Below are 20,026 nucleotides of genomic sequence, written 5' to 3' on the forward strand. Positions count from 1 at the left end.
TAATTTATATCAAGAGTATCTGTCATTCAGAGCGTAGCGAAGAATCTACTCTCTTTATGTATACACAAAGAAGAGATTCTTCGCTACGCTCTGAATGACAGATAGTATAAACTAATTATGCACATTTACTTATTTACTTAGTGTACATTTACTTAATAAAGAAAAAAGAATAATGAAAAAGACTGGTAACGGAATATTTCCATTGCCTAATATAAATAAAACAAACAGTAGTTATGAGAAAAAGTAATTTGAAGTTGGTTGCAACCATGTTGGTTTGCGGTGCATTTTTGTTTTCATCTTGTATAGGTTCTTTCGCCCTGCACGGAAAGTTACTGGACTGGAATCGTAATATCAGCTCTAAGTTTGTGAACGAGTTGGTTTTCCTTGCTTGTAACGTTATTCCGGTATATGGCATCTGCTATTTGGCTGATGCGTTGGTTATCAACTCCATTGAGTTTTGGAGCGGTAACAATCCGATAGCAAGTGTAGGTGATGTAAAGAAAGTAAAGGGTGAAAACGGCAACTATCTTGTAAAGACTCTGGAGAATGGCTATTCCGTTCAGAAGGAGGGTGAAGAGACATCTATGGAATTGCTTTACGACCAAGACCTGAATTCTTGGAATGTAGTTTATGAGGGTAATAGTACAGAGTTGCTGAAGATAAACGGTGACGGTACAGCGCAAATGGCGTTGCCCAACGGTGAGGCGATGAATGTGACATTGGATGCCCAAGGTGTTTCCGCTGCCCGTCAGGCAACAATGATTGATACATACTACGCTGCCCGGTAAAGAGGACGTTTTATTTCTTTGAGTTGGAGAGTGTGCCAAAATGTAAAGCCTGTCAACATTTTGGCGCACTTCTTCTCCTTTATTTGTTGGCGTCCGGGAAAAAAGATGTATATTTGTTCTGTCGTTATCTAAAAGCGTACGTATATGAATAACAAAATCTATCCTATCGGCATACAGAACTTCGAGAGCCTTCGCAGGGATGGTTATTTCTATGTTGATAAAACAGCGTTGATTTATCAAATGGCAAAGACCGGACGTTATTATTTTCTCAGTCGTCCGCGCCGTTTCGGAAAAAGTTTACTGATTTCTACTATCGAGGCTTATTTCCGGGGGAAGAAAGAGTTGTTCGAGGGATTGGCGATAGAAAAGCTGGAAAAAGAATGGTTGGAATATCCCATTCTGCATCTGGACTTGAATATAGAGAAGTATGATACCGTCAATAGTCTGGATAAAATCCTGAATAAACATCTTTCTGATTGGGAAGAAAAATATGGTACTCGTTCCTCCGAAACATCTTTTTCCCTGCGCTTTGCCGGAGTGGTTCGGCGTGCCTGCGAACAGGCGGGACGCCCGGTCGTGATTCTTGTGGACGAATATGACAAACCCATGCTTCAGGCTATCGGCAACGAAGAGCTGCAGAGGGAATACCGTAATACTCTGAAACCTTTCTATGGCGTACTGAAAACAATGGACGGCTGCATCAAGTTTGCCATGCTGACAGGAGTCACCAAGTTCGGCAAGGTCAGCGTGTTCAGTGACTTGAACAATTTGGAAGATCTTTCGATGTGGAACGAATACGTCGCTCTTTGCGGCATTACCGACAAGGAACTGCATGAAACACTGGAAGCGGAAATGCGCGAATTTGCCGCTGTGCAAGGTACTACGTACGAGCAGTTCTGCAACAAGTTACGTGAGTATTACGATGGCTATCACTTTACGCACAACTCCGTCGGTTTGTACAACCCTTTCAGTTTGCTCAATGCTTTCAAGCGTAAGGAGTTCGGCAGCTATTGGTTTGAGACGGATACACCTACCTATCTCGTGAAGCTGCTGAAGAAGCATCATTACGATTTGGAGCGCATGGCCTACGAAGAAACCGATGCCCAAGTGCTGAACAGCATTGACTCTGAATCTACCAATCCTATCCCTGTAATTTACCAAAGCGGTTATCTCACGATAAAAGGGTATGATGAACGCTTCGGCATTTATACGCTGGGCTTTCCGAACCGTGAAGTAGAGGAAGGCTTTGTCCGTTTTCTACTGCCTTTCTATGCGAATACAAACAGAATAGACGCCCCGTTTGAAATACAGAAATTTGTTCGCGAAATAGAAAACGGAGACTATGACGCTTTCTTTTGCCGCCTGCAGAGTTTCTTTGCAGATACGCCCTACGAACTGGTTCGTGACTTGGAACTGCATTATCAAAATGTACTCTTCATCGTTTTTAAGCTGATGGGTTTCTATACTAAAGTGGAATATCACACCAGCGAAGGTCGCATAGATCTTGTGTTGCAGACGGATAAATATATCTATATTATGGAATTCAAGCTGGATGGTACAGCGGAGGAAGCCTTGCTGCAAATCAATGAGAAGCAATATGCCTTACCTTTTGCGGCTGACAACCGTAAACTCTTTAAGATAGGGGTGAACTTCAGCACACAGACGCGAAACATTGAGCGTTGGGTTGTGGAATGATTGAAAACTATTTCCCGTACAGCTTGTCAATCAAATCTTGACGTCCTATCCGTTTCAGTTCATTGATGATATTTCTCCGTTCTTCGGGTTTATACCAGAAGAAGAACTGGCGTTGCGCCAGTTTCTCGCGCTGTGTCTTGGCACTGAACACCGGCTCCAGTGTATAAGGATGGAAGCCTGTGTACCATGCTTCGGTGGCTACCGTCATAGGGGTGGGAGTAAAGTCCTGTACCTGCTCCAGATGGAAATCCAACCGCTTGGTGATGACGGCAAGTTCCGCCATATCCTCTTCCTTACAACCGGGATGACTGGAGATGAAGTAGGGGATGAGCTGCTGCCGCAAGCCTTCTTCACGATTGATTCGGTCGAATATTTTCTTGAACTCTCCGAACTGGCTGAAGGATGGTTTGCGCATGATGTTGAGCACACGTTCCGAGGTGTGTTCCGGTGCAACTTTAAGACGGCCGCTTACGTGACGGGCTATGAGTTCGCAGGTGTATTGCTGCGTGCTTTTATTGATTTTGGGGTCTTTGCTCTGATGCAGCAACAAGTCGTAGCGCACACCGCTGCCTATAAATGACTTTTTGATGCCCGGCAGGCTGTCTACCGCATGATAGATATCGAGTAGCGGGCTGTGGTCTGTGTTCAGGTTAGGGCATACTTTGGGATGGATGCACGACGGGCGCTTGCACTTCTTGCATACGGCTTCATCACGTCCCCGCATCTTGTACATATTGGCGGAAGGGCCTCCCAAATCGCTAAGATAGCCTTTGAAATCCGGTAATTCCATTACGGCCTTTACTTCCTTTAAGATACTTTCCTTGCTGCGGCTGACGATGAATTTGCCCTGATGCGCCGAAATGGTACAGAAAGCACAGCCGCCGAAACATCCGCGGTGGATATTGACGGAGAACTTAATCATGTCGTATGCCGGTATGCGTTTCCCTTTGTATTTGGGGTGTGGAAGGCGGGTGTAGGGCAGGTCGAAAGAACGGTCGAGTTCCGCTTCTGTCAAGGGAGGATAAGGCGGATTGACAACAACTGTGTGCTTGCCTACGGTTTGCAGGATACGCGAAGCTGCATATTTATTGCTCTCTTCCTCAATATGGCGGAAGTTGGCAGCTTGCTTCTTCTTGTCTTTCAGGCATTCTTCGTGCGGAAAGAGGGTTATGTCTCCTTCCTGTGGCAGAACTTCTTTTTTAGTGAGGTAAGCCAGTTGGGGGATGTCGAAGACAGGCTGTTGTTGCTTCAACCTTTTCACAAGTTCCACAATGGGCTTCTCACCCATGCCGTATATCAGTGCATCGGCGCCGCTATCCGTAAGAATACTTGGGCGTACGCGGTCTTGCCAGTAGTCGTAATGAGTCAGCCGGCGCATACTTGCCTCGATGCCACCCAATATGACGGGTACATCGGGGTATAGCTTTTTCAGGATTTGCGTATAGACAATCGAGGGATATTCGGGACGCATATCCGGACGTGCATCGGGAGTATAGGCGTCATCACTGCGGAGACGCTTGTTGGCAGTATATTTGTTGACCATACTGTCCATACAGCCTGCACTGACACCAAAGAAAAGGCGGGGACGTCCCAGTTTCTTGAAGTCACGCAAGTCATCGCGCCAGTTGGGTTGGGGAATAATCGCCACACGCAACCCTTCCGCTTCGAGTATGCGCCCTATTACGGCTGCTCCGAATGACGGATGATCCACATATGCATCACCGCTGAACAAAATAACGTCCAACTCATCCCACCCGTGAAGTTCCACTTCTTTCTTGGTTGTAGGCAACCAGTCAGTCAGTTTGTATTCTTTCATGGGTGCAAAGATACGGAAAGTTTTAATCACTTGCAGAACTGCACCAGCATTTCCTCTCCGTCATAAATTTCGCGAAAACCGATTTGTTGCTCGGCAAGATACTCCTTGAGGTCATTAAAGGCGGTTGCGTCGTCCATAATGATTTCCAGTTTCTCGCCTTTTCCGGCTTCGCACATGGCCTTTATAGCGGGGATGAGAGGGCTGTAAAGTTTCTGTCCGCGTGTGTCGATGGTTTTCATTTATCTTCTTCCTCTTCTATGGTTTCTTGTTGGGAAAGCCATTGCAGGTAAAGCTTGATGAGCTGTTGCAACCCGAAGGCCTTCATATTGTTATGATAGATAACGTCGATGCAGAGGTCGAGGAGGTCTTTGCTGTCCTCTTCCTGTGAGGCGATGAGGGAACGTATATTCAGCTTGAGCTTGTCAAGAACGGTTTCGTCTACGATGCCGGTGCTGTCGATGAGATGACGGAATAGTCCGTATTTCTCGATGGTGGCAAGGTTCACTTCTGATATTTCTAAGCTGCGGGTTCCGCTGGGATTGGCTTGTATGGTATACATGGCGTTAATGTTTTAATGATTAATGTTTGATAATCTATATTTTCTGTAGAAGCAAAGATAAGTTTTTCACCACAGATAATGCATATTTCCGCAGATTATTTATCAAGATTCTTGTTATTATTTGCGTATTCATCGGGTGTGCCCGCCCTTGCCGTACGAAAGTACACAAAAAAGAGAGGGGTTATGTCGAAATGTAAAAGTCCTATCATTAGCTTTTACATTTTGACACAACCCTCTCTTGTTGCTATTTAGTAAACATTTACAGCGGAATGTATTCTACGAAAGCTTCCATTGCCTCGTAAGATGCAAGTCCCAGACTGTCGTACAGTGCGGCTGTACCACGGTTGCGGTCCTCGCTGCGCTGCCAGAACAGGCGTTCGTCGTTGCCGAGGAACGGTGCACTCTCCATCTGGCTTTGGTGTTTCAGGATAGAGTTACGTTTGGCACGCAATTCTTCCGGGCTGATAGGCACTGCCATTTCAATGTTTTCAATTTCCCATTCTGCCCATGCGCCGCGATACATCCAGATGCGGCAGTCTTTCAGCCATTTGGCGTCCTCTTCCTTTTCAAGGTCGATGGCTGCAAATACGGCATCCGTACAAACACGGTGTGTGCCGTGCGGGTCGGCAAGGTCGCCGGCTACAAAGATTTGGTGAGGTTTCACTTCGCGCAACAGGTTACGTACGATTTCCACATCGGCTTCGCTGATAGGGTTCTTCTGAATCTTACCTGTTTCGTAGAACGGCAGGTCGAGGAAGTGGCAGTGATCCAACGGAATGTTGTTGTATGTACAGGCGGTACGTGCTTCGCCGCGACGTATCAGACCTTTGATGGTCAGGATGTCGCGAGTGTCCATATCACCGTCTTTCTTATCTTTCAAGTAGTTGCGGATTTCCGTGTATTTCTCGTTGATAACCTGGTCTTCACTGTTGTTGAAGAGTTGGTTGAAACCGTTGATGAAGTGCAGGAAGCGGATTACTTCTTCATCGCCTACGGCAATGTTGCCGGAAGTCTCATATGCCACATGCACGTCGTGTTTCTGTTCTACCAGACGACGGATAGTGCCCCCCATGGATATAACATCATCATCCGGATGCGGAGAGAATACGATGATACGCTTGGGGTACGGTTTCGCACGTTCGGGACGATAGGTATCGTCTGCGTTCGGCTTGCCGCCCGGCCAACCGGTGATGGTGTGCTGCAGGTCATTGAAAATCTTGATATTTACGTTGTATGCAGAACCGTAAAGGGCAAGCAATTCGCTCAGACCGTTTTCGTTGTAGTCTTTATTGGTCAGCTTCAGAATCGGTTTTCCGGTCAGTTGGCACAACCAGACAATGGCGCTGCGAATCAGCTTGTCGTTCCATTCGCAGGAAGTCACCAGCCAGGGACGTTGGATACGTGTCAGGTTGGCGGCAGCCGAAAGGTCGATAGCAATATGGGCATTGTTGTGCGTTTGCAGATAAGATGCGGGAATGGTATCCTTAACATTGCCTTCCACACATTCTTTCACCATTTTGGCTTTTTCTTCACCCCATGCCAGCAGATATACTTTCTTGGCGGAGAGAATCGTAGCCACACCCATAGTGATGGAGCTTATCGGGGTATTTTCAATAGTACCGAACGTCTTGGATGCTTCGTTGCGCGAGTCGCTGTCCAACAGAATCAGACGGGTGGTGGAGTTCATGCGTGAACCCGGTTCGTTGAACCCGATGTTGCCGACACGTCCGATACCCAATACGGCTATGTCAATTCCGCCAAAGCTTTCGATACGTTGCTCGTACAAGCGGCAGTATTCGAAAATGGTATCTTTGGCAATAGTACCGTTGGGGCTGAACACGTTCTGCATATCAATATCCACGTGGTCGAGGAGCATTTCCTTCAAGGCGTTGAGGTTGCTGTTGACCGCGTCCGATGCCAGAGGATAGTACTCATACAGGTTGAATACCACTACATTGCGGAAACTCAGTCCTTCTTCTTTATGCATACGTACAAGGGCCGAATATACATTGCGCGGAGAGTTACCGCCTGCCAAGGCAAGCACGCAGAAGCGTCCGGCTTTCTGCTTGTCACGAATCACTTGTGCAATGTCCAACGCAATTTGGTTGGCTCCTTCTTCGGGAGACTCATAAATGTCTGTCGGAATTTTTTCGAGACGTGTCAGTACCGACCGTTCGAAAGCGTTCTCAGGTCTGTAGTACCTGGGGGATACTCTGTTTAGAGTAATTTGAGAACTAAGATTGGTTTTCATACAATAATTTGGTTATTAATAAAATGATTAAAGCTGTTCGCTTATTCAAAACTTAACAAAAATACGAAAAACAAAGTTCATTCGCATTATGTTGAGATAAATTTTATGATAAAGTATTGGTTTCAGGTACTAATTTACCCATTGCCCATACTGCTCTTATCTTTAATTCTTCGTCCATAACGATAATATCAGCGTCTTTTTCCTTCTGGAGCGATCCCTTGCGGTCATATACACCCATGATGCGTGCCGGTGTTTCGGACACCATACGCACGGCGTCTGCCAAAGGTATGTCAGCTTTCTGTACCATTGTGCGTATCAGGCGGTCCATGGTTGCCACACTGCCGGCAAGGGCGGAGTGGTCTGCCAGCTTGCATACGCCGTCTTCAATGATGACACGAGGGTCGAAGGCCTCTTTGCTGTCACTTGCGGCACATGCCAGGGCGTCGGTGATGGCGCACATCCGTTCCACGCCTTTTATCTTGTAGACCAGACGCAGGATTGTGGGCGGTACGTGAATTCCGTCGGCCACTACTTCCACTGTCATATCGTCCATGAGGTAAATGCTCTCCACAGTTCCTTCGTATTTATATTCACGGCGTTTGTGGAATCCGGGCATTGCGTTGTAGAAGTGTGTGGCATGTGTATATCCGGCTTCATAGGCGGTGCGTATATCTTCAAATTCGGCTTGGGTATGGGCTACCGAAGCCAAGATGCCTTTTCCGGTGATGTATTTACCGAACTGCATGGCTCCGGGCAATTCGGGAGCGGCATCCCAGCGTTTGATGCAGTGCCAGTTTTCTACGATAGGGATATATTCGTTAGGATCGGGATTCTTGATGTTCTCGGGCATCTGTCCGCCTGCCATTGCCATATTCAGATAGTGCCCCTCGAGATGAAGACCCAGTATCGGACTATCTTTTTCAGCCATCATCTTCGTGCAAGTTTCCGCCGCCTGCTCAATCATCGGTACGGTGGAGGAGGACAGGGTAGGGAATATACTGGTAGTTCCGTATTTCATGTGGGTCTTGACAGCACCTCGGAAAGCATCTTCGGTACATTCCATGAAATCGCGTCCGCCGCCGCCATGCGCATGGATTTCTACACCGCCGGGCAGTACATACATTCCTTTTACATCAATCAGCTGTGCACCGATAACGGCAAGATCGCAATTGGTTACTTCTAAAATTTTTCCGTCTCTGATAAGTACGGAACCGTCCTTGAGCCATCCTTGCGGGGTCAAGATACGTGCGTTGATAAGTTGAGTCAACATAGGATTTAGGGGTTAGTGTTAATAAATAAATTGTGTCAGTCGTTAGACATCGTTTCAAAGGACAAAAATAACTACTTTTTGGGTAAGATGCGCTTATACGTTTAGATATTTTCATTAAATACTCTAAAATTTGATGCGTAATATTTAAAGAAATACCTATTTAATATCTTTTAATCAGGATGATGGTAGGCGGGAACTTTAATTTCGTTATTTTGTTTTACCTATAATAAACTTATAAAACTATTGATTATGAAAACATGGAAAGTAGAAGCAGCTATTATTGCCCTCGGTATGGTTTTGCTGGGAGTGGTAATAAAATGGGGTATAAACGACTTTATAGACAAAGAACGTATTGTCAGTGTAAAGGGGCTGGCAGAAATGGAAGTTCCCGCTGATAAGGTGATATGGCCTTTGATGTACAAGGACATCGGGAATGACCCGTCTTTGCTCTATGCCAATATGGAACAGAAGAATAAGGCTATTGTGAAGTTCCTGGAAAGCAACGGCATCGCGAAAGAAGAAATCAGTATCGCCCCTCCGGAGGTGATAGATATGCAGGCCGAACGCTATGGAAACCGCGATATAGTTTATCGGTATAATGCCACATCGGTCATTACGGTTACTTCAAAGGATGTGGATAAAGTGCGGAAGCTGATGTCGGAGCAAGCCGAACTGCTGAAACAGGGCATTGCCATTAGCGGAGGTGATTATCGCTATAACGTAGTGTATGAGTTTACAGGCTTGAACGACGTGAAACCGCAAATGATAGAAGAAGCCACGAAGAATGCCCGTGCAGCTGCCGAGAAGTTTGCAAAAGACTCGGATAGCAGTCTGGGAAAGATACGGAATGCCTCGCAGGGACAATTTTCCATATCGGACAGAGATGCCAATACACCTTATATTAAAAGTATACGCGTAGTGACTACCGTGAATTATTATCTGAAACGATAATGAAAGAATCCGCATCTTTCCATGCGGGAAATTTACTCCTGAATCCTTGCAGTGCGGGAAGTTCAAGGGTGGCGGTGGCAGTTCCTTCTTCATTGTCGGGAACTTGAGCCATCAGTTCACCTTTGTAGGAGTAGATGGCGCTGCCGCCGTTGTAGGGGAATTGATTGCCGTCCGTACCGACGCGGTTAACTCCGCAGACATAACAGATGTTTTCCAGAGCGCGTGCCTGCAAAAGTACATCCCAGACTTTTCGTCGGGGTACGGGCCAGTTGGCAACGTAAATTACCAAATCGTATTCATTGTTTACATTCCGGCTCCACACCGGGAAACGAAGGTCGTAGCACACGAGCAACAGTATGTTCCAACCCCGATACGGGATTATGGTACGACGACTGCCTGCCGTGAAATGTTCCGTTTCGCTGCCCATACGGAACAGATGCCGTTTGTCGTAGAAGTAGGTCTCTCCTTCGGGAGTGATGAAAAAGGCGCGGTTGTAGTAGGCGTGGCGTTCGCGGGAAATGTAGCTTCCGGCGATGGCTATCCGGTACTCCGAAGCCCATTGGCGCAAGGTAGTAATGGTATCGCCTGTTACCGGTTCCGCCAGTTTATCGGTGTTCATGCTGAAGCCGGTAGAAAAAGTTTCCGGCAAAACAACAATCTCCGCCGCTCCGCGAAGTGTTTCCAGCTTTTCGCGAAGACGACGGAGATTGTCTTGTTTATTTTCCCAAGCAATATCCGTTTGCAGGATACTGACACGTAGTTGGTTCATTTTGACAAGCGGTTGTTGCCAACCGTTCTTTTAAATCGTTCCGATTGAGAAATTTTCAGGTACCTTTCCATGAAAGTCCTTGAAATAGAGTTTTATCTCATGCATATCCTTTTCAAAATCTCCCGTCGGCATTATTGCTTTGGTGGAGGTTATGGTCTTGGAAGGATAATCTATACCGATTAGCATGATAGGGACTTGTGCTTGCCGGGCGATGAAGTAAAATCCCTTTTTCCAGTTAGGATTGGGCTTACGTGTTCCTTCCGGAGTGATGGCTAAATGGAACTGTTTGCTTTCGGCAAATTTGTGTGCCATTTGGTCCACTAAGGAAGTTTTGCGGTTCCGGTCTACCGGTATACCGCCCACAGCTTTGAATATCAAACCCAACGGGAAGAAAAACCACTCTTTCTTCATCATAAAGCTGGTTTTCCGTCCGATGGCGCCATAAAACAGTTTACCGATAAATAAATCCCAGTTGGATGTATGCGGTGCTGCACAGATGACACATTTGTCATAGTTGGGCACTGTTACATTTGTTTTCCAGCCTAACAGGCGATAATAGATAAAACTATATAGTCTTTTCTTCATTCTTATTATTTAAGTTTGCCGATAGCTTCGATAACTTCGTCCACTTTTGCGTTAAAATCAGAACGGAATTTCTTGTAGTAACCTTTTACATTTCCCGGTTCGGTGTGGCTGATGCGGCTGATGAATTCATCTTGTATTTTCAGAATCTTGCCCATTAGCTCATCGGCTTTCTTTTTGTCTGTTCCGGGCACGTACAGGCTGTTCATCAGACATTCGGCGAATAACTCACCGGTAATATAGTTGACGTTCTTTTTCAATACTCTTCTACTTGCCATAATCTTTACTTTTTATGTGAATAAATTGAATTATTTTCGGTAAAGATAGTGTTTTTCTCAATGAGTGGAGAGGAAAAATGGGATTTTATGTGTTTTTAATGAGAGACGGTTCGTGGAATAATTCTACATTTGTGGAGATTTTCTACAATCCAAGTGTGGAATATAAATAGGGTATGAGTACCTTATATATGCGTTTACAGCTGATAATTAAACTATTATATAACAAAGATAGCCCCTTGCCGGCTTTTGGCATTGCGTTTGCTTTGAATAAAAGAAACAGGGTTAATTTTAATAAACAAACAAGCATGAGACTATTTTTTACGAAAAGAGAATTAAAGCTGAGAAAAAAAAGGGTAATAATGATGATAGCCTGTATGGCGGTGCTGCTTGCCGGTTATCTGATATTGACTTGGCCGAAAAAAGTTCAGCCGGAGGCTCCCACTGTAATTGTGGAGCCTGCCGAAGTGGGTGATGTGGAAATTTTCGGTGAATATGTAGGCCGTATTCGTGCGCAGCAGTTTGTGGAAGTACGTGCACGCGTGGAGGGTTATTTGGAAAGTATGCTTTTCGCCGAAGGTAAATATGTAACCAAGAATCAAGTCTTGTTTGTCATCAATCAGGACCAGTATCGTGCAAAGGCTGATAAGGCTCGTGCACAGTTGAAGAAAGACGAGGCGCAAGCGTTGAAAGCCAAGCGTGACTTGGAACGTATTCGGCCTTTGTATGCGCAGAATGCCGCCAGCCAGTTGGATTTGGATAATGCACAGGCAGCTTATGAAACTGCCGAGGCTTCTGTTTCCATGAGCCAAGCCGATTTGGATCAGGCGGAACTGGAATTGGGTTATACCATTGTACGTTCTCCCCTGTCGGGACATATCAGTGAAAGGAATGTAGACTTGGGAACACTGGTGGGACCGGGAGCCAAATCCTTGCTTGCCACTGTAGTGAAGAGCGATACGGTGCTGGTGGATTTCAGTATGACTGCATTGGATTACCTTAAAAGCAAGGAACGTAATATCGAAATAGGCCGTCAGGACTCTACCCGTTCTTGGCAGCCCAATATTACGATTACTTTGGCAGATAACACTGTCTATCCTTATAAAGGTTATGTAGATTTTGCCGAACCGCAGGTTGATCCGCAGACTGGTACATTCTCCGTCCGTGCCGAGATGCCCAATCCGAACAGGGTATTATTGCCGGGGCAGTTTACGAAAGTGAAACTGTTGCTGGATGTACGCGAGGGTGCGGTAGCGGTTCCTCAAAAGGCGGTTACCATTGAAAAGGGCGGAGCTTATATTTATGTAATGCGCCGCGACTCTACGGTTGAGAAACGTTTCATCGAATTAGGACCGGAGTTTGGCAACAACATGGTTGTTGAACGCGGACTGGTGGCAGGCGAGCAGGTAGTGACAGAAGGTTTCCACAAGCTCACTCCGGGTATGAAAGTACGTGCGCAGGCCGTTTCCGAGAATAAATCACAGGATAACAATCTCTCAAAGTAATGACAGTATGAAAGTGACTTTCTTTATAGACCGCCCGGTATTCTCGGCGGTGATATCGATTGTGATTGTGATTGTCGGTATCATCGGTCTGACGATGCTTCCGGTGGATCAATATCCGCAGATAACGCCTCCTGTTGTGAAAATCAGCGCCTCCTATCCGGGAGCAAGTGCGCTGACCGTATCGCAAGCGGTGGCAACTCCTATCGAACAGGAAATAAACGGTACTCCGGGTATGTTGTATATGGAGTCCAACAGTTCAAACTCCGGCGGTTTCTCGGCAACGGTGACTTTTGATGTGTCTGCCGACCCGGATTTGGCTGCCGTAGAAATTCAGAACCGTGTGAAGCTGGCGGAAAACCGCCTGCCTGCCGAAGTTATCCAAAACGGTATTTCGGTGGAGAAGCAAGCCCCTAGCCAGTTAATGACTATCTGTTTGACTTCCAGTGACCCGAAGTTCGATGAAATCTATTTGAGTAACTTTGCTACCATCAACGTGCTCGACCTCTTGCGTCGTATTCCCGGTGTGGGACGTGTGTCCAATATCGGTAGCCGTTACTATGCCATGCAGATTTGGGCTATGCCGGACAAGCTGGCGAACTTCGGTTTGACTGTGCAGGATTTGCAGAACGCATTGAAGGATCAGAACCGCGAGTCGGCTGCCGGTGTATTGGGACAACAACCGGTACAAGGTTTGGACATTACTATTCCTATTACAACGCAAGGTCGTCTGAGTTCCGTAAAGCAATTTGAGGATATTGTAGTCCGTGCCAATGCCAATGGGTCTATTATCCGTCTCCGCGATGTGGCGCGTGTATCGCTCGAAGCCTCTTCGTACAGTACGGAAAGCGGCATCAATGGCGAAAATGCAGCCGTTCTCGGTATCTATATGCTTCCGGGAGCCAATGCTATGGAAGTGGCGGACAATGTGAAGAAGGCAATGGAAGAAATCAGTGCGAACTTTCCTGAAGGAATGAGCTACGAGATACCGTTTGATATGACTACCTATATTTCGGAGTCTATTCACGAGGTATATAAAACATTGTTCGAGGCATTGGTTCTGGTGGTATTGGTGGTGTTCCTTTCGCTGCAAAGTTGGCGCGCAACTTTAATTCCCGTTGTCGCAGTGCCCATATCCTTGATAGGTACTTTCGGCTTCATGCTGATTTTCGGCTTCTCGTTGAACATCTTGACTTTGTTGGGATTGATTCTCGCTATCGGTATTGTGGTGGATGATGCCATTGTGGTGGTGGAGAATGTAGAACATTTAATGGAGACGGAAAAACTTTCACCTTATGAGGCAACCAAGAAAGCTATGAGCGGTTTGACAGGCGCTTTGATTGCTACCTCATTGGTACTCTGTGCCGTATTTGTTCCGGTAAGTTTCCTAAGCGGCATCACCGGACAGTTATATCGCCAGTTTACCATTACTATTGCGGTATCCGTATTACTCTCTACGGTTGTGGCGTTGACGCTTAGCCCTGTGATGTGCTCGCTTATCCTGAAGCCCGGTAGCGGAAAGAAAAAGAATATTGTGTTCCGCAAGATTAATGAATGGCTGAATATCAGCAACCATAAGTATGTCGGTGTTATCAGTCGCGTCATCAAGCATCCCAGACGCTTGATGAGTACATTCGGTATGGTACTGATTGCTATTTTCATTATTCACCGTCTGATACCTACCAGCTTCTTGCCGGCCGAAGACCAAGGCTATTTTAAAGTAGAACTGGAACTGCCGGAGGGCGCTACACTGGAACGCACTCGCGTGGTGACCGATCGTGCGGTGAAGTATTTGGAACAGAACCCGTATGTGGCTTATGTGCAGAATGTAACGGGTAGCAGTCCGCGTGTAGGAAGCAATCAGGCACGCAGTGAACTCACTGTTATCTTGAAGCCTTGGGAAGACCGCAAGAACACTACCATTAACGAAATAATGGAGAAAGTGGAAAAGGACTTGACAGAATATCCCGAATGTAAAGTCTATCTCTCCACTCCGCCTGTGATTCCGGGATTGGGAACATCCGGCGGTTTTGAAATGCAACTTGAAGCGCGGGGCGAGGCTACCTTTGACAACTTGGTACAGGCAGCGGATACTTTGATGTACTATGCCCGGAAGCATAAGGAACTGACGGGGCTTTCGTCTTCTTTGCAATCCGAAATCCCGCAACTCTATTTTGATGTAGACCGTGACAAGGTGAAGATGCTGGGTGTGCCGTTGGCGGATGTGTTCTCTACGATGAAAGCCTATACAGGTTCCGTATATGTGAACGACTTCAATATGTTCAACCGTATATATAAAGTGTATATCCAAGCGGAAGCTCCGTATCGTGAGCACAAAGAGAACATTAATCTGTTCTTTGTAAAAGCTGCCAACGGTGCAATGGTTCCGTTGACCTCATTGGGTAATGCATCCTATACCACTGGACCGGGTAGTATCAAACGTTTCAATATGTTTACCACTGCCGTTATTCGCGGTTCGGCTGCACAAGGTTACAGCTCCGGTCAGGCTATGGAGATTATGGAACAGATAGCGCGCGACCATTTGCCGGACAATATAGGTATTGAGTGGAGCGGACTTTCCTATCAGGAAAAGAAGGCAGGCGGTCAAACCGGATTGGTGCTGACATTGGTGTTCCTTTTCGTGTTCCTCTTTTTGGCTGCGCAATATGAAAGCTGGACAGTGCCCATCGCAGTATTGCTTTCCTTGCCTGTAGCGGCTTTGGGAGCTTATTTAGGTGTTGCCGTTTGTGGTTTGGAGAATGATATCTACTTCCAGATAGGTTTGGTAATGCTTGTGGGACTTGCGGCGAAGAATGCCATCCTTATCGTAGAGTTTGCCAAAGTGCAGGTAGATAACGGGGGAGACTTGGTACAGTCGGCTATTCATGCCGCCCAACTTCGTTTCCGTCCTATTTTGATGACCTCCCTTGCCTTCGTACTGGGTATGCTTCCTATGGTGCTTGCAAGCGGGCCGGGTTCTGCAAGCCGTCAGGCAATCGGTACGGGAGTTTTCTTCGGAATGATCTTTGCCATTGTATTCGGCATTGTACTTGTACCGTTCTTCTTTGTCCTGATTTATAAGGCAAAGGCGAAAGTACAGCACAAAATCAAGAAAGACTGATGATAATATTGTAAACAAACTCTGATTACAAACTTATGAAAAGAAAAAAAATATATATACTTCTGTTGCTCACCTCGGTTCTTTTTGCATCTTGTAAGGTAGGCAAGAGTTATGTCCGTCCCGAAATGGCATTGCCCGATAGTCTGGCGCAACAGCAGGACAGTGTCAGCATTGCCGATGAGCAATGGCAGGCGGTTTATACCGATCATACTTTACGCAGCCTGATAGCCCGTGCATTGGAATACAATAAAGATATGCTCATTGCTGCGGCCCGTGTAAAGGAAATGGCAGCGCAGAAACGCATCAGTGTAGCCAATTTGTTGCCTCAGTTGAATGGAACAATAAAAGCGGAACGCGAGGTTGAAAATTATGGCGGCCATAACCGTGATGCAGGAAACGGCTATGAGGCAAAAGCCCTCTTGTCATGGGAGCTTGACCTTTGGGGAAATCTGCGTTGGAAGAAAGTAGCTGCCGTTGCCGATTATCTGCAAAGTGTGGAAGCCCGGCGTGCCCTGCGTATGACGATTGTTTCCGAAGTGGCGCAGGCGTATTACGAATTGGTGGCGCTTGATACCGAATTGGAAATTGTCCGTCAGACCCAAAAGGCCCGTGAAGAAGGCGTACGTCTTGCAAGAATCCGTTTTGAAGGCGGACTTACCTCGGAGACTTCCTACCAGCAGGCACAAGTGGAGCTGGCACGTACCGCTACGCTTGTTCCGGACTTGGAACGCAAAATTTCTATAAAGGAGAATGATATAGCCTTTCTTGCCGGGGAGTTTCCTACCCGTATCGAACGTAGCCGCTTCTTGCAGGAATTGGATGTGCCGGAATCTTTGCCTGTAGGGTTACCGTCCGGTTTATTGGAACGTCGCCCCGATATTCGTGCTGCAGAACAGCAGCTCATAGCGGAACATGCCCGTGTAAAGGTAGCTTATACCAATATGTTTCCCCGTCTGTCGCTTACCGGGCAGTTCGGGTTGGAGAGTGATGTACTGTCCAATTTTCTTCAATCTCCTTATTCATTGTTGAACGGTGCGGTGCTGACTCCGCTTTTCAACTGGGGAAAGAACCGGTCCGCCTTGAAAGCGCAGAAAGCTTCGTTTGAAGCCGAAGTGCATAGCTATGAGAAAACGGTGCTGAATGCTTTCAAGGAAGCCAAGAATGCGATAGTGGATTTCAATAAAATAAAGGAAGTGTACCAGTTGCGTCTCAAGTTGGAACGTTCTGCCAAGACGTACGTTGATTTGGCGCAGTTGCAATATATTAACGGTGTCATTAATTATATGGATGTTCTCGATGCCCAACGCGGGTATTTCGATGCCCAAATCGGTGTCAGCAATGCTATTCGCGACGAATTGATAGCGGTAGTAAATGTTTATAAAGCTCTGGGAGGAGGTTGGCAGATTGCTAATTAGTTATATTATTTCGTTCACAGGCTTTCATATTTCAGAAAAAAGAGCGAAATTTGCGACGCTTTTAAACGGAACTTTATTAACACCTTTAAATAATTAAGAGAAATGACTAAAAGTGCATTGCAAATTGCAAGGGCTGCCTATCAGCCCAAACTTCCGAAAGCGCTGAGAGGTACTGTGAAAGCAGTGGCTGGTGCAGCTACTCAGTCGGTAGCCGATCAGGAAGATATCAAGAAATTGTTCCCCAACACCTATGGAATGCCTTTGATTAAATTCGAAGCTACTGATGAGGTAACTAACTTCCCCGCTATGAACGTGGGTGTTATCCTTTCGGGTGGTCAGGCTCCCGGCGGTCACAATGTAATTTCCGGTATCTTCGACGGCATTAAGAAGTTGAACAAAGACAGCAAACTGTATGGTTTCATCCTCGGCCCCGGTGGCTTGGTAGATCATAACTACATGGAACTGACTGCCGACATCATTGACGAGTACCGCAATACCGGCGGTTTCGACATTATCGGTTCCGGTCGTACTAAGTTGGAAAAAGAAGACCAATTTGAGAAAGGTCTGGAAATTCTGAAAGAGCTGGACATCAAGGCACTGGTTATCATCGGCGGTGATGACTCTAATACAAATGCCTGCGTATTGGCAGAGTATTATGCAGCCAAGAACTATGGCGTACAGGTTATCGGTTGCCCGAAAACTATCGACGGCGACTTGAAGAATGAAATGATCGAGACTTCTTTCGGATTCGATACAGCTTGTAAGACTTACTCTGAAGTAATCGGTAACATCCAGCGTGACTGTAACTCTGCACGTAAATACTGGCACTTCATCAAGCTGATGGGACGCTCCGCTTCTCATATCGCTTTGGAATGCGCATTGCAGGTACAACCTAATATCTGTATTGTTTCAGAAGAAGTTGAAGCTAAAGATATGTCTTTGGATGATATTGTAACTTACATCGCCCAAGTGGTAGCCAACCGTGCCGCCCAAGGCCGTAACTTCGGTACTGTTCTTATCCCCGAAGGTTTGGTTGAGTTCATCCCGGCTATGAAACGTCTTATTGCCGAACTGAATGACTTCTTGGCTGCCAATGCGGAAGAATTTTCTCAGATTAAGAAATCACACCAACGTGACTATATCGTCCGCAAACTTTCTCCGGAAAATGCCGCTATCTATGCAAGCCTTCCCGAAGGTGTTGCACGCCAGCTGACATTGGATCGTGACCCGCACGGAAACGTACAGGTATCTCTCATCGAGACAGAGAAACTGTTGTCCGAAATGGTTGCTGTTAAATTGGCTCAGTGGAAAGAAGAAGGCAAATTCGTAGGCAAGTTCGCTGCACAGCATCACTTCTTCGGCTATGAAGGACGTTGCGCCGCTCCGTCTAACTTCGATGCCGATTATTGCTACTCTTTGGGTTATACGGCATCTGCGCTGATTGCTAACGGCAAGACCGGTTATATGTCTTCCGTACGCAACACTACCGCTCCTGCCGAAGAATGGATTGCAGGCGGTGTGCCCATCACAATGATGATGAACATGGAACGCCGCCATGGTGAAATGAAGCCGGTAATCCAGAAAGCTCTGGTGAAGCTGGATGGCGCTCCTTTCAAGTCATTCGCCGCTCAGCGCGACCGTTGGGCTGTAGAAACAGACTACGTTTATCCGGGTCCTATCCAGTACTTCGGTCCTACGGAAGTTTGTGACCAGCCTACCAAAACTTTGCAACTGGAACAAGGTAAATAATTGAAGTTCCTTAAGAACCTGATATTGATTTTTTAGGCACGGATTTCACGGATTTCACGGAAAAAGAATAAAATATAATCCGTGAAATCTGTGTAATCCGTGCCTGAATTTTATACCACACGCATATGCCAGCTAAAACCGATACTGTGGCTCGCCGCAAATCTGTCTCCCGTCGTAAGCCTGCTTCTCGCGGTACTTCTTCCTCCCGGAAAAAGAAACAGGTGTCGTCCCGCACCATGCCTATATGGTTGCGCAATTTGTTGGCGTTTGGTATTATTGCGGTGTTTTCCGTCGGATTTTATTGGTTCTTTATCCGTCCCTATGCTTATCGCTGGAAACCTTGTTACGGACTGAAAGGTTATGGAGTATGTATGCCTTGCAGTTACGAGGTGCATGGTATTGATATTTCCCACTATCAAGGCATTATAGACTGGGATATGCTTCTTCATAATAAGGAGGCGAAATTTCCCATACACTTTATTTTTATGAAAGCTACCGAGGGCGGTGACCACGGTGATGAAACTTTTACCGAGAACTTCGGTCAGGCACGGAAACATGGCTTTATCCGAGGCGCTTATCATTACTTCCTGCCTAAGACGGATGCGCACAAACAAGCTGATTTCTTCATTCGTACCGTGCAGCTCTCAAAAGGTGATCTTCCACCTGTTCTTGATGTGGAAACTACGGGGAAAAAGTCACCGCAGGAACTGAAAACAGCTGTTAAGACGTGGCTTGACAGGATAGAGGCGCATTATGGCGTAAAGCCGATTCTTTACACTTCCTATAAATTCAAGAAACGTTATCTCAACGATTCTATTTTCAACTCTTATCCTTACTGGATAGCCCATTATTACGTTGATTCCGTAAAGTACGAGGGTAAATGGCATTTTTGGCAACATACCGATGTCGGCAATGTTCCCGGTATCAATGAAGAAGTCGATCTGAATGTCTTTAATGGTACATTGGAGGAGTTGCTGGGCATGACTTTGCAGTAGTTAACTTCATAGATGCAAGAAGTTAACTTTCAGATGTCTACTTAGTTAACTTCTTTACACCTGTTTTGTTAACATCCTACCGCTCTTGATGTTAACTTCCTGTTTTCCTTTTTTTCTTTCCCCTGTGCCGCACGCAATAGGTTATTTCCCTTTGGCGGTAAATCTCTTTTTCATAATCAGTTTAGTGTGTTGATAAATAGGCTGTAATGCTAATCAGAAGTACGAATTAGTGCTAATGATGAGAGGGCTTATGGAATATGGAAAAGTGTTTTTTAGACGTTCGTTTAA

The 20,026-nt window shown here is 46.2% G+C and carries 16 protein-coding genes; 8 read left to right on the forward strand and 8 right to left on the reverse strand.

Annotated elements, in window-relative coordinates; genetic code table 11:
- Positions 1–233 precede the first annotated feature (233 nt).
- Both DW121_RS05955 and DW121_RS05960 read left to right on the forward strand, forming a co-directional pair.
- Positions 234–788, forward strand: coding sequence for a DUF3332 domain-containing protein (locus DW121_RS05955; protein ID WP_117712814.1), 555 nt, complete (start codon positions 234–236; stop codon positions 786–788).
- Between the two features lie 144 nt (positions 789–932).
- A complete protein-coding gene (locus DW121_RS05960; protein ID WP_118323274.1) occupies positions 933–2,483 on the forward strand; it encodes an ATP-binding protein in 1,551 nt (516 codons plus the stop codon).
- A gap of 7 nt (positions 2,484–2,490) precedes the next feature.
- Here the strand turns inward: DW121_RS05960 and DW121_RS05965 are convergent, their stop codons facing one another.
- The 5 genes from DW121_RS05965 to nagA all read right to left on the reverse strand — a co-directional run bounded on the left by DW121_RS05965 (position 2,491) and on the right by nagA (position 8,379).
- Entirely contained in the window at positions 2,491–4,299 is a 1,809-nt protein-coding gene (locus DW121_RS05965) for a YgiQ family radical SAM protein (RefSeq protein WP_118323275.1), read from the reverse strand.
- Positions 4,300–4,325: 26 nt separating this feature from the next.
- Positions 4,326–4,538: a sulfurtransferase TusA family protein gene (locus tag DW121_RS05970; RefSeq protein WP_117712811.1), complete on the reverse strand. Its 213-nt coding sequence runs from the start codon at positions 4,536–4,538 to the stop codon at positions 4,326–4,328.
- Positions 4,535–4,858 carry a hypothetical protein gene (locus DW121_RS05975; RefSeq protein WP_117712810.1) on the reverse strand — a complete coding sequence of 108 codons (324 nt, stop codon included), beginning with the start codon at positions 4,856–4,858 and terminating at the stop codon, positions 4,535–4,537. The genes DW121_RS05970 and DW121_RS05975 overlap by 4 nt, the downstream gene beginning before the upstream one ends.
- A 259-nt stretch (positions 4,859–5,117) precedes the next feature.
- Complete coding sequence (locus DW121_RS05980; RefSeq protein ID WP_118323276.1) at positions 5,118–7,109, reverse strand: glucosamine-6-phosphate deaminase; 1,992 nt, start codon at positions 7,107–7,109, stop codon at positions 5,118–5,120.
- A 103-nt stretch (positions 7,110–7,212) separates the two neighbouring features.
- Complete coding sequence (nagA, locus tag DW121_RS05985; RefSeq protein ID WP_117712808.1) at positions 7,213–8,379, reverse strand: N-acetylglucosamine-6-phosphate deacetylase; 1,167 nt, start codon at positions 8,377–8,379, stop codon at positions 7,213–7,215.
- A gap of 249 nt (positions 8,380–8,628) precedes the next feature.
- Between nagA and DW121_RS05990 the strand changes: the two genes are divergently transcribed.
- Positions 8,629–9,330, forward strand: coding sequence for an SIMPL domain-containing protein (locus DW121_RS05990; protein WP_117712807.1), 702 nt, complete (start codon positions 8,629–8,631; stop codon positions 9,328–9,330).
- Here DW121_RS05990 and DW121_RS05995 read toward each other — a convergent pair.
- From DW121_RS05995 to DW121_RS06005, 3 genes are read right to left on the reverse strand one after another with little or no spacing between them, the layout of a single operon-like run.
- A complete protein-coding gene (locus DW121_RS05995) occupies positions 9,302–10,099 on the reverse strand; it encodes an amidohydrolase (protein ID WP_118323277.1) in 798 nt (265 codons plus the stop codon). The two genes, DW121_RS05990 and DW121_RS05995, sit on opposite strands and share 29 nt — an antisense overlap.
- A 30-nt stretch (positions 10,100–10,129) precedes the next feature.
- Entirely contained in the window at positions 10,130–10,684 is a 555-nt protein-coding gene (locus tag DW121_RS06000) for a 1-acyl-sn-glycerol-3-phosphate acyltransferase (protein ID WP_117712805.1), read from the reverse strand.
- Between the two features lie 5 nt (positions 10,685–10,689).
- Entirely contained in the window at positions 10,690–10,959 is a 270-nt protein-coding gene (locus DW121_RS06005; RefSeq protein WP_117712804.1) for a hypothetical protein, read from the reverse strand.
- Positions 10,960–11,264: 305 nt separating this feature from the next.
- On the opposite strand from DW121_RS06005, the gene DW121_RS06010 reads away from it, so the two are divergent.
- From DW121_RS06010 to DW121_RS06030, 5 genes are all read left to right on the forward strand, one after another.
- On the forward strand, positions 11,265–12,461 hold the full coding sequence (locus DW121_RS06010) for an efflux RND transporter periplasmic adaptor subunit (RefSeq protein WP_117712856.1): 1,197 nt from the start codon (positions 11,265–11,267) through the stop codon (positions 12,459–12,461).
- A 7-nt stretch (positions 12,462–12,468) separates the two neighbouring features.
- Positions 12,469–15,579, forward strand: coding sequence for an efflux RND transporter permease subunit (locus DW121_RS06015; protein WP_117712803.1), 3,111 nt, complete (start codon positions 12,469–12,471; stop codon positions 15,577–15,579).
- Between the two features lie 35 nt (positions 15,580–15,614).
- A complete protein-coding gene (locus tag DW121_RS06020) occupies positions 15,615–16,994 on the forward strand; it encodes an efflux transporter outer membrane subunit (protein ID WP_117712802.1) in 1,380 nt (459 codons plus the stop codon).
- Positions 16,995–17,096: 102 nt separating this feature from the next.
- Positions 17,097–18,743: a diphosphate--fructose-6-phosphate 1-phosphotransferase gene (locus DW121_RS06025; protein ID WP_117712801.1), complete on the forward strand. Its 1,647-nt coding sequence runs from the start codon at positions 17,097–17,099 to the stop codon at positions 18,741–18,743.
- Positions 18,744–18,868: 125 nt separating this feature from the next.
- A complete protein-coding gene (locus DW121_RS06030) occupies positions 18,869–19,738 on the forward strand; it encodes a glycoside hydrolase family 25 protein (protein WP_118323278.1) in 870 nt (289 codons plus the stop codon).
- The last annotated feature ends 288 nt before the right edge of the window (positions 19,739–20,026 follow it).

The sequence above is a fragment of the Bacteroides sp. AM10-21B genome, assembly GCF_003472565.1.
Lineage (GTDB): Bacteria > Bacteroidota > Bacteroidia > Bacteroidales > Bacteroidaceae > Bacteroides > Bacteroides propionicigenes.

What these genes read in the sequence shown, in the direction of transcription:
- DW121_RS06015 (WP_117712803.1), top strand. Translation starts at nt 12,469, where the DNA reads ATGAAAGTGACTTTCTTTATAGACCGCCCGGTATTCTCGGCGGTGATA.
- DW121_RS05955 (WP_117712814.1), top strand. Translation starts at nt 234, where the DNA reads ATGAGAAAAAGTAATTTGAAGTTGGTTGCAACCATGTTGGTTTGCGGT.
- DW121_RS05980 (WP_118323276.1), bottom strand. Translation starts at nt 7,109, where the DNA reads ATGAAAACCAATCTTAGTTCTCAAATTACTCTAAACAGAGTATCCCCC.
- DW121_RS05960 (WP_118323274.1), top strand. Translation starts at nt 933, where the DNA reads ATGAATAACAAAATCTATCCTATCGGCATACAGAACTTCGAGAGCCTT.
- DW121_RS06025 (WP_117712801.1), top strand. Translation starts at nt 17,097, where the DNA reads ATGACTAAAAGTGCATTGCAAATTGCAAGGGCTGCCTATCAGCCCAAA.
- DW121_RS05970 (WP_117712811.1), bottom strand. Translation starts at nt 4,538, where the DNA reads ATGAAAACCATCGACACACGCGGACAGAAACTTTACAGCCCTCTCATC.
- DW121_RS06030 (WP_118323278.1), top strand. Translation starts at nt 18,869, where the DNA reads ATGCCAGCTAAAACCGATACTGTGGCTCGCCGCAAATCTGTCTCCCGT.
- DW121_RS05975 (WP_117712810.1), bottom strand. Translation starts at nt 4,858, where the DNA reads ATGTATACCATACAAGCCAATCCCAGCGGAACCCGCAGCTTAGAAATA.
- DW121_RS06020 (WP_117712802.1), top strand. Translation starts at nt 15,615, where the DNA reads ATGAAAAGAAAAAAAATATATATACTTCTGTTGCTCACCTCGGTTCTT.
- DW121_RS06005 (WP_117712804.1), bottom strand. Translation starts at nt 10,959, where the DNA reads ATGGCAAGTAGAAGAGTATTGAAAAAGAACGTCAACTATATTACCGGT.
- DW121_RS05990 (WP_117712807.1), top strand. Translation starts at nt 8,629, where the DNA reads ATGAAAACATGGAAAGTAGAAGCAGCTATTATTGCCCTCGGTATGGTT.
- DW121_RS06000 (WP_117712805.1), bottom strand. Translation starts at nt 10,684, where the DNA reads ATGAAGAAAAGACTATATAGTTTTATCTATTATCGCCTGTTAGGCTGG.
- nagA (WP_117712808.1), bottom strand. Translation starts at nt 8,379, where the DNA reads ATGTTGACTCAACTTATCAACGCACGTATCTTGACCCCGCAAGGATGG.
- DW121_RS06010 (WP_117712856.1), top strand. Translation starts at nt 11,265, where the DNA reads ATGAGACTATTTTTTACGAAAAGAGAATTAAAGCTGAGAAAAAAAAGG.
- DW121_RS05995 (WP_118323277.1), bottom strand. Translation starts at nt 10,099, where the DNA reads ATGAACCAACTACGTGTCAGTATCCTGCAAACGGATATTGCTTGGGAA.
- DW121_RS05965 (WP_118323275.1), bottom strand. Translation starts at nt 4,299, where the DNA reads ATGAAAGAATACAAACTGACTGACTGGTTGCCTACAACCAAGAAAGAA.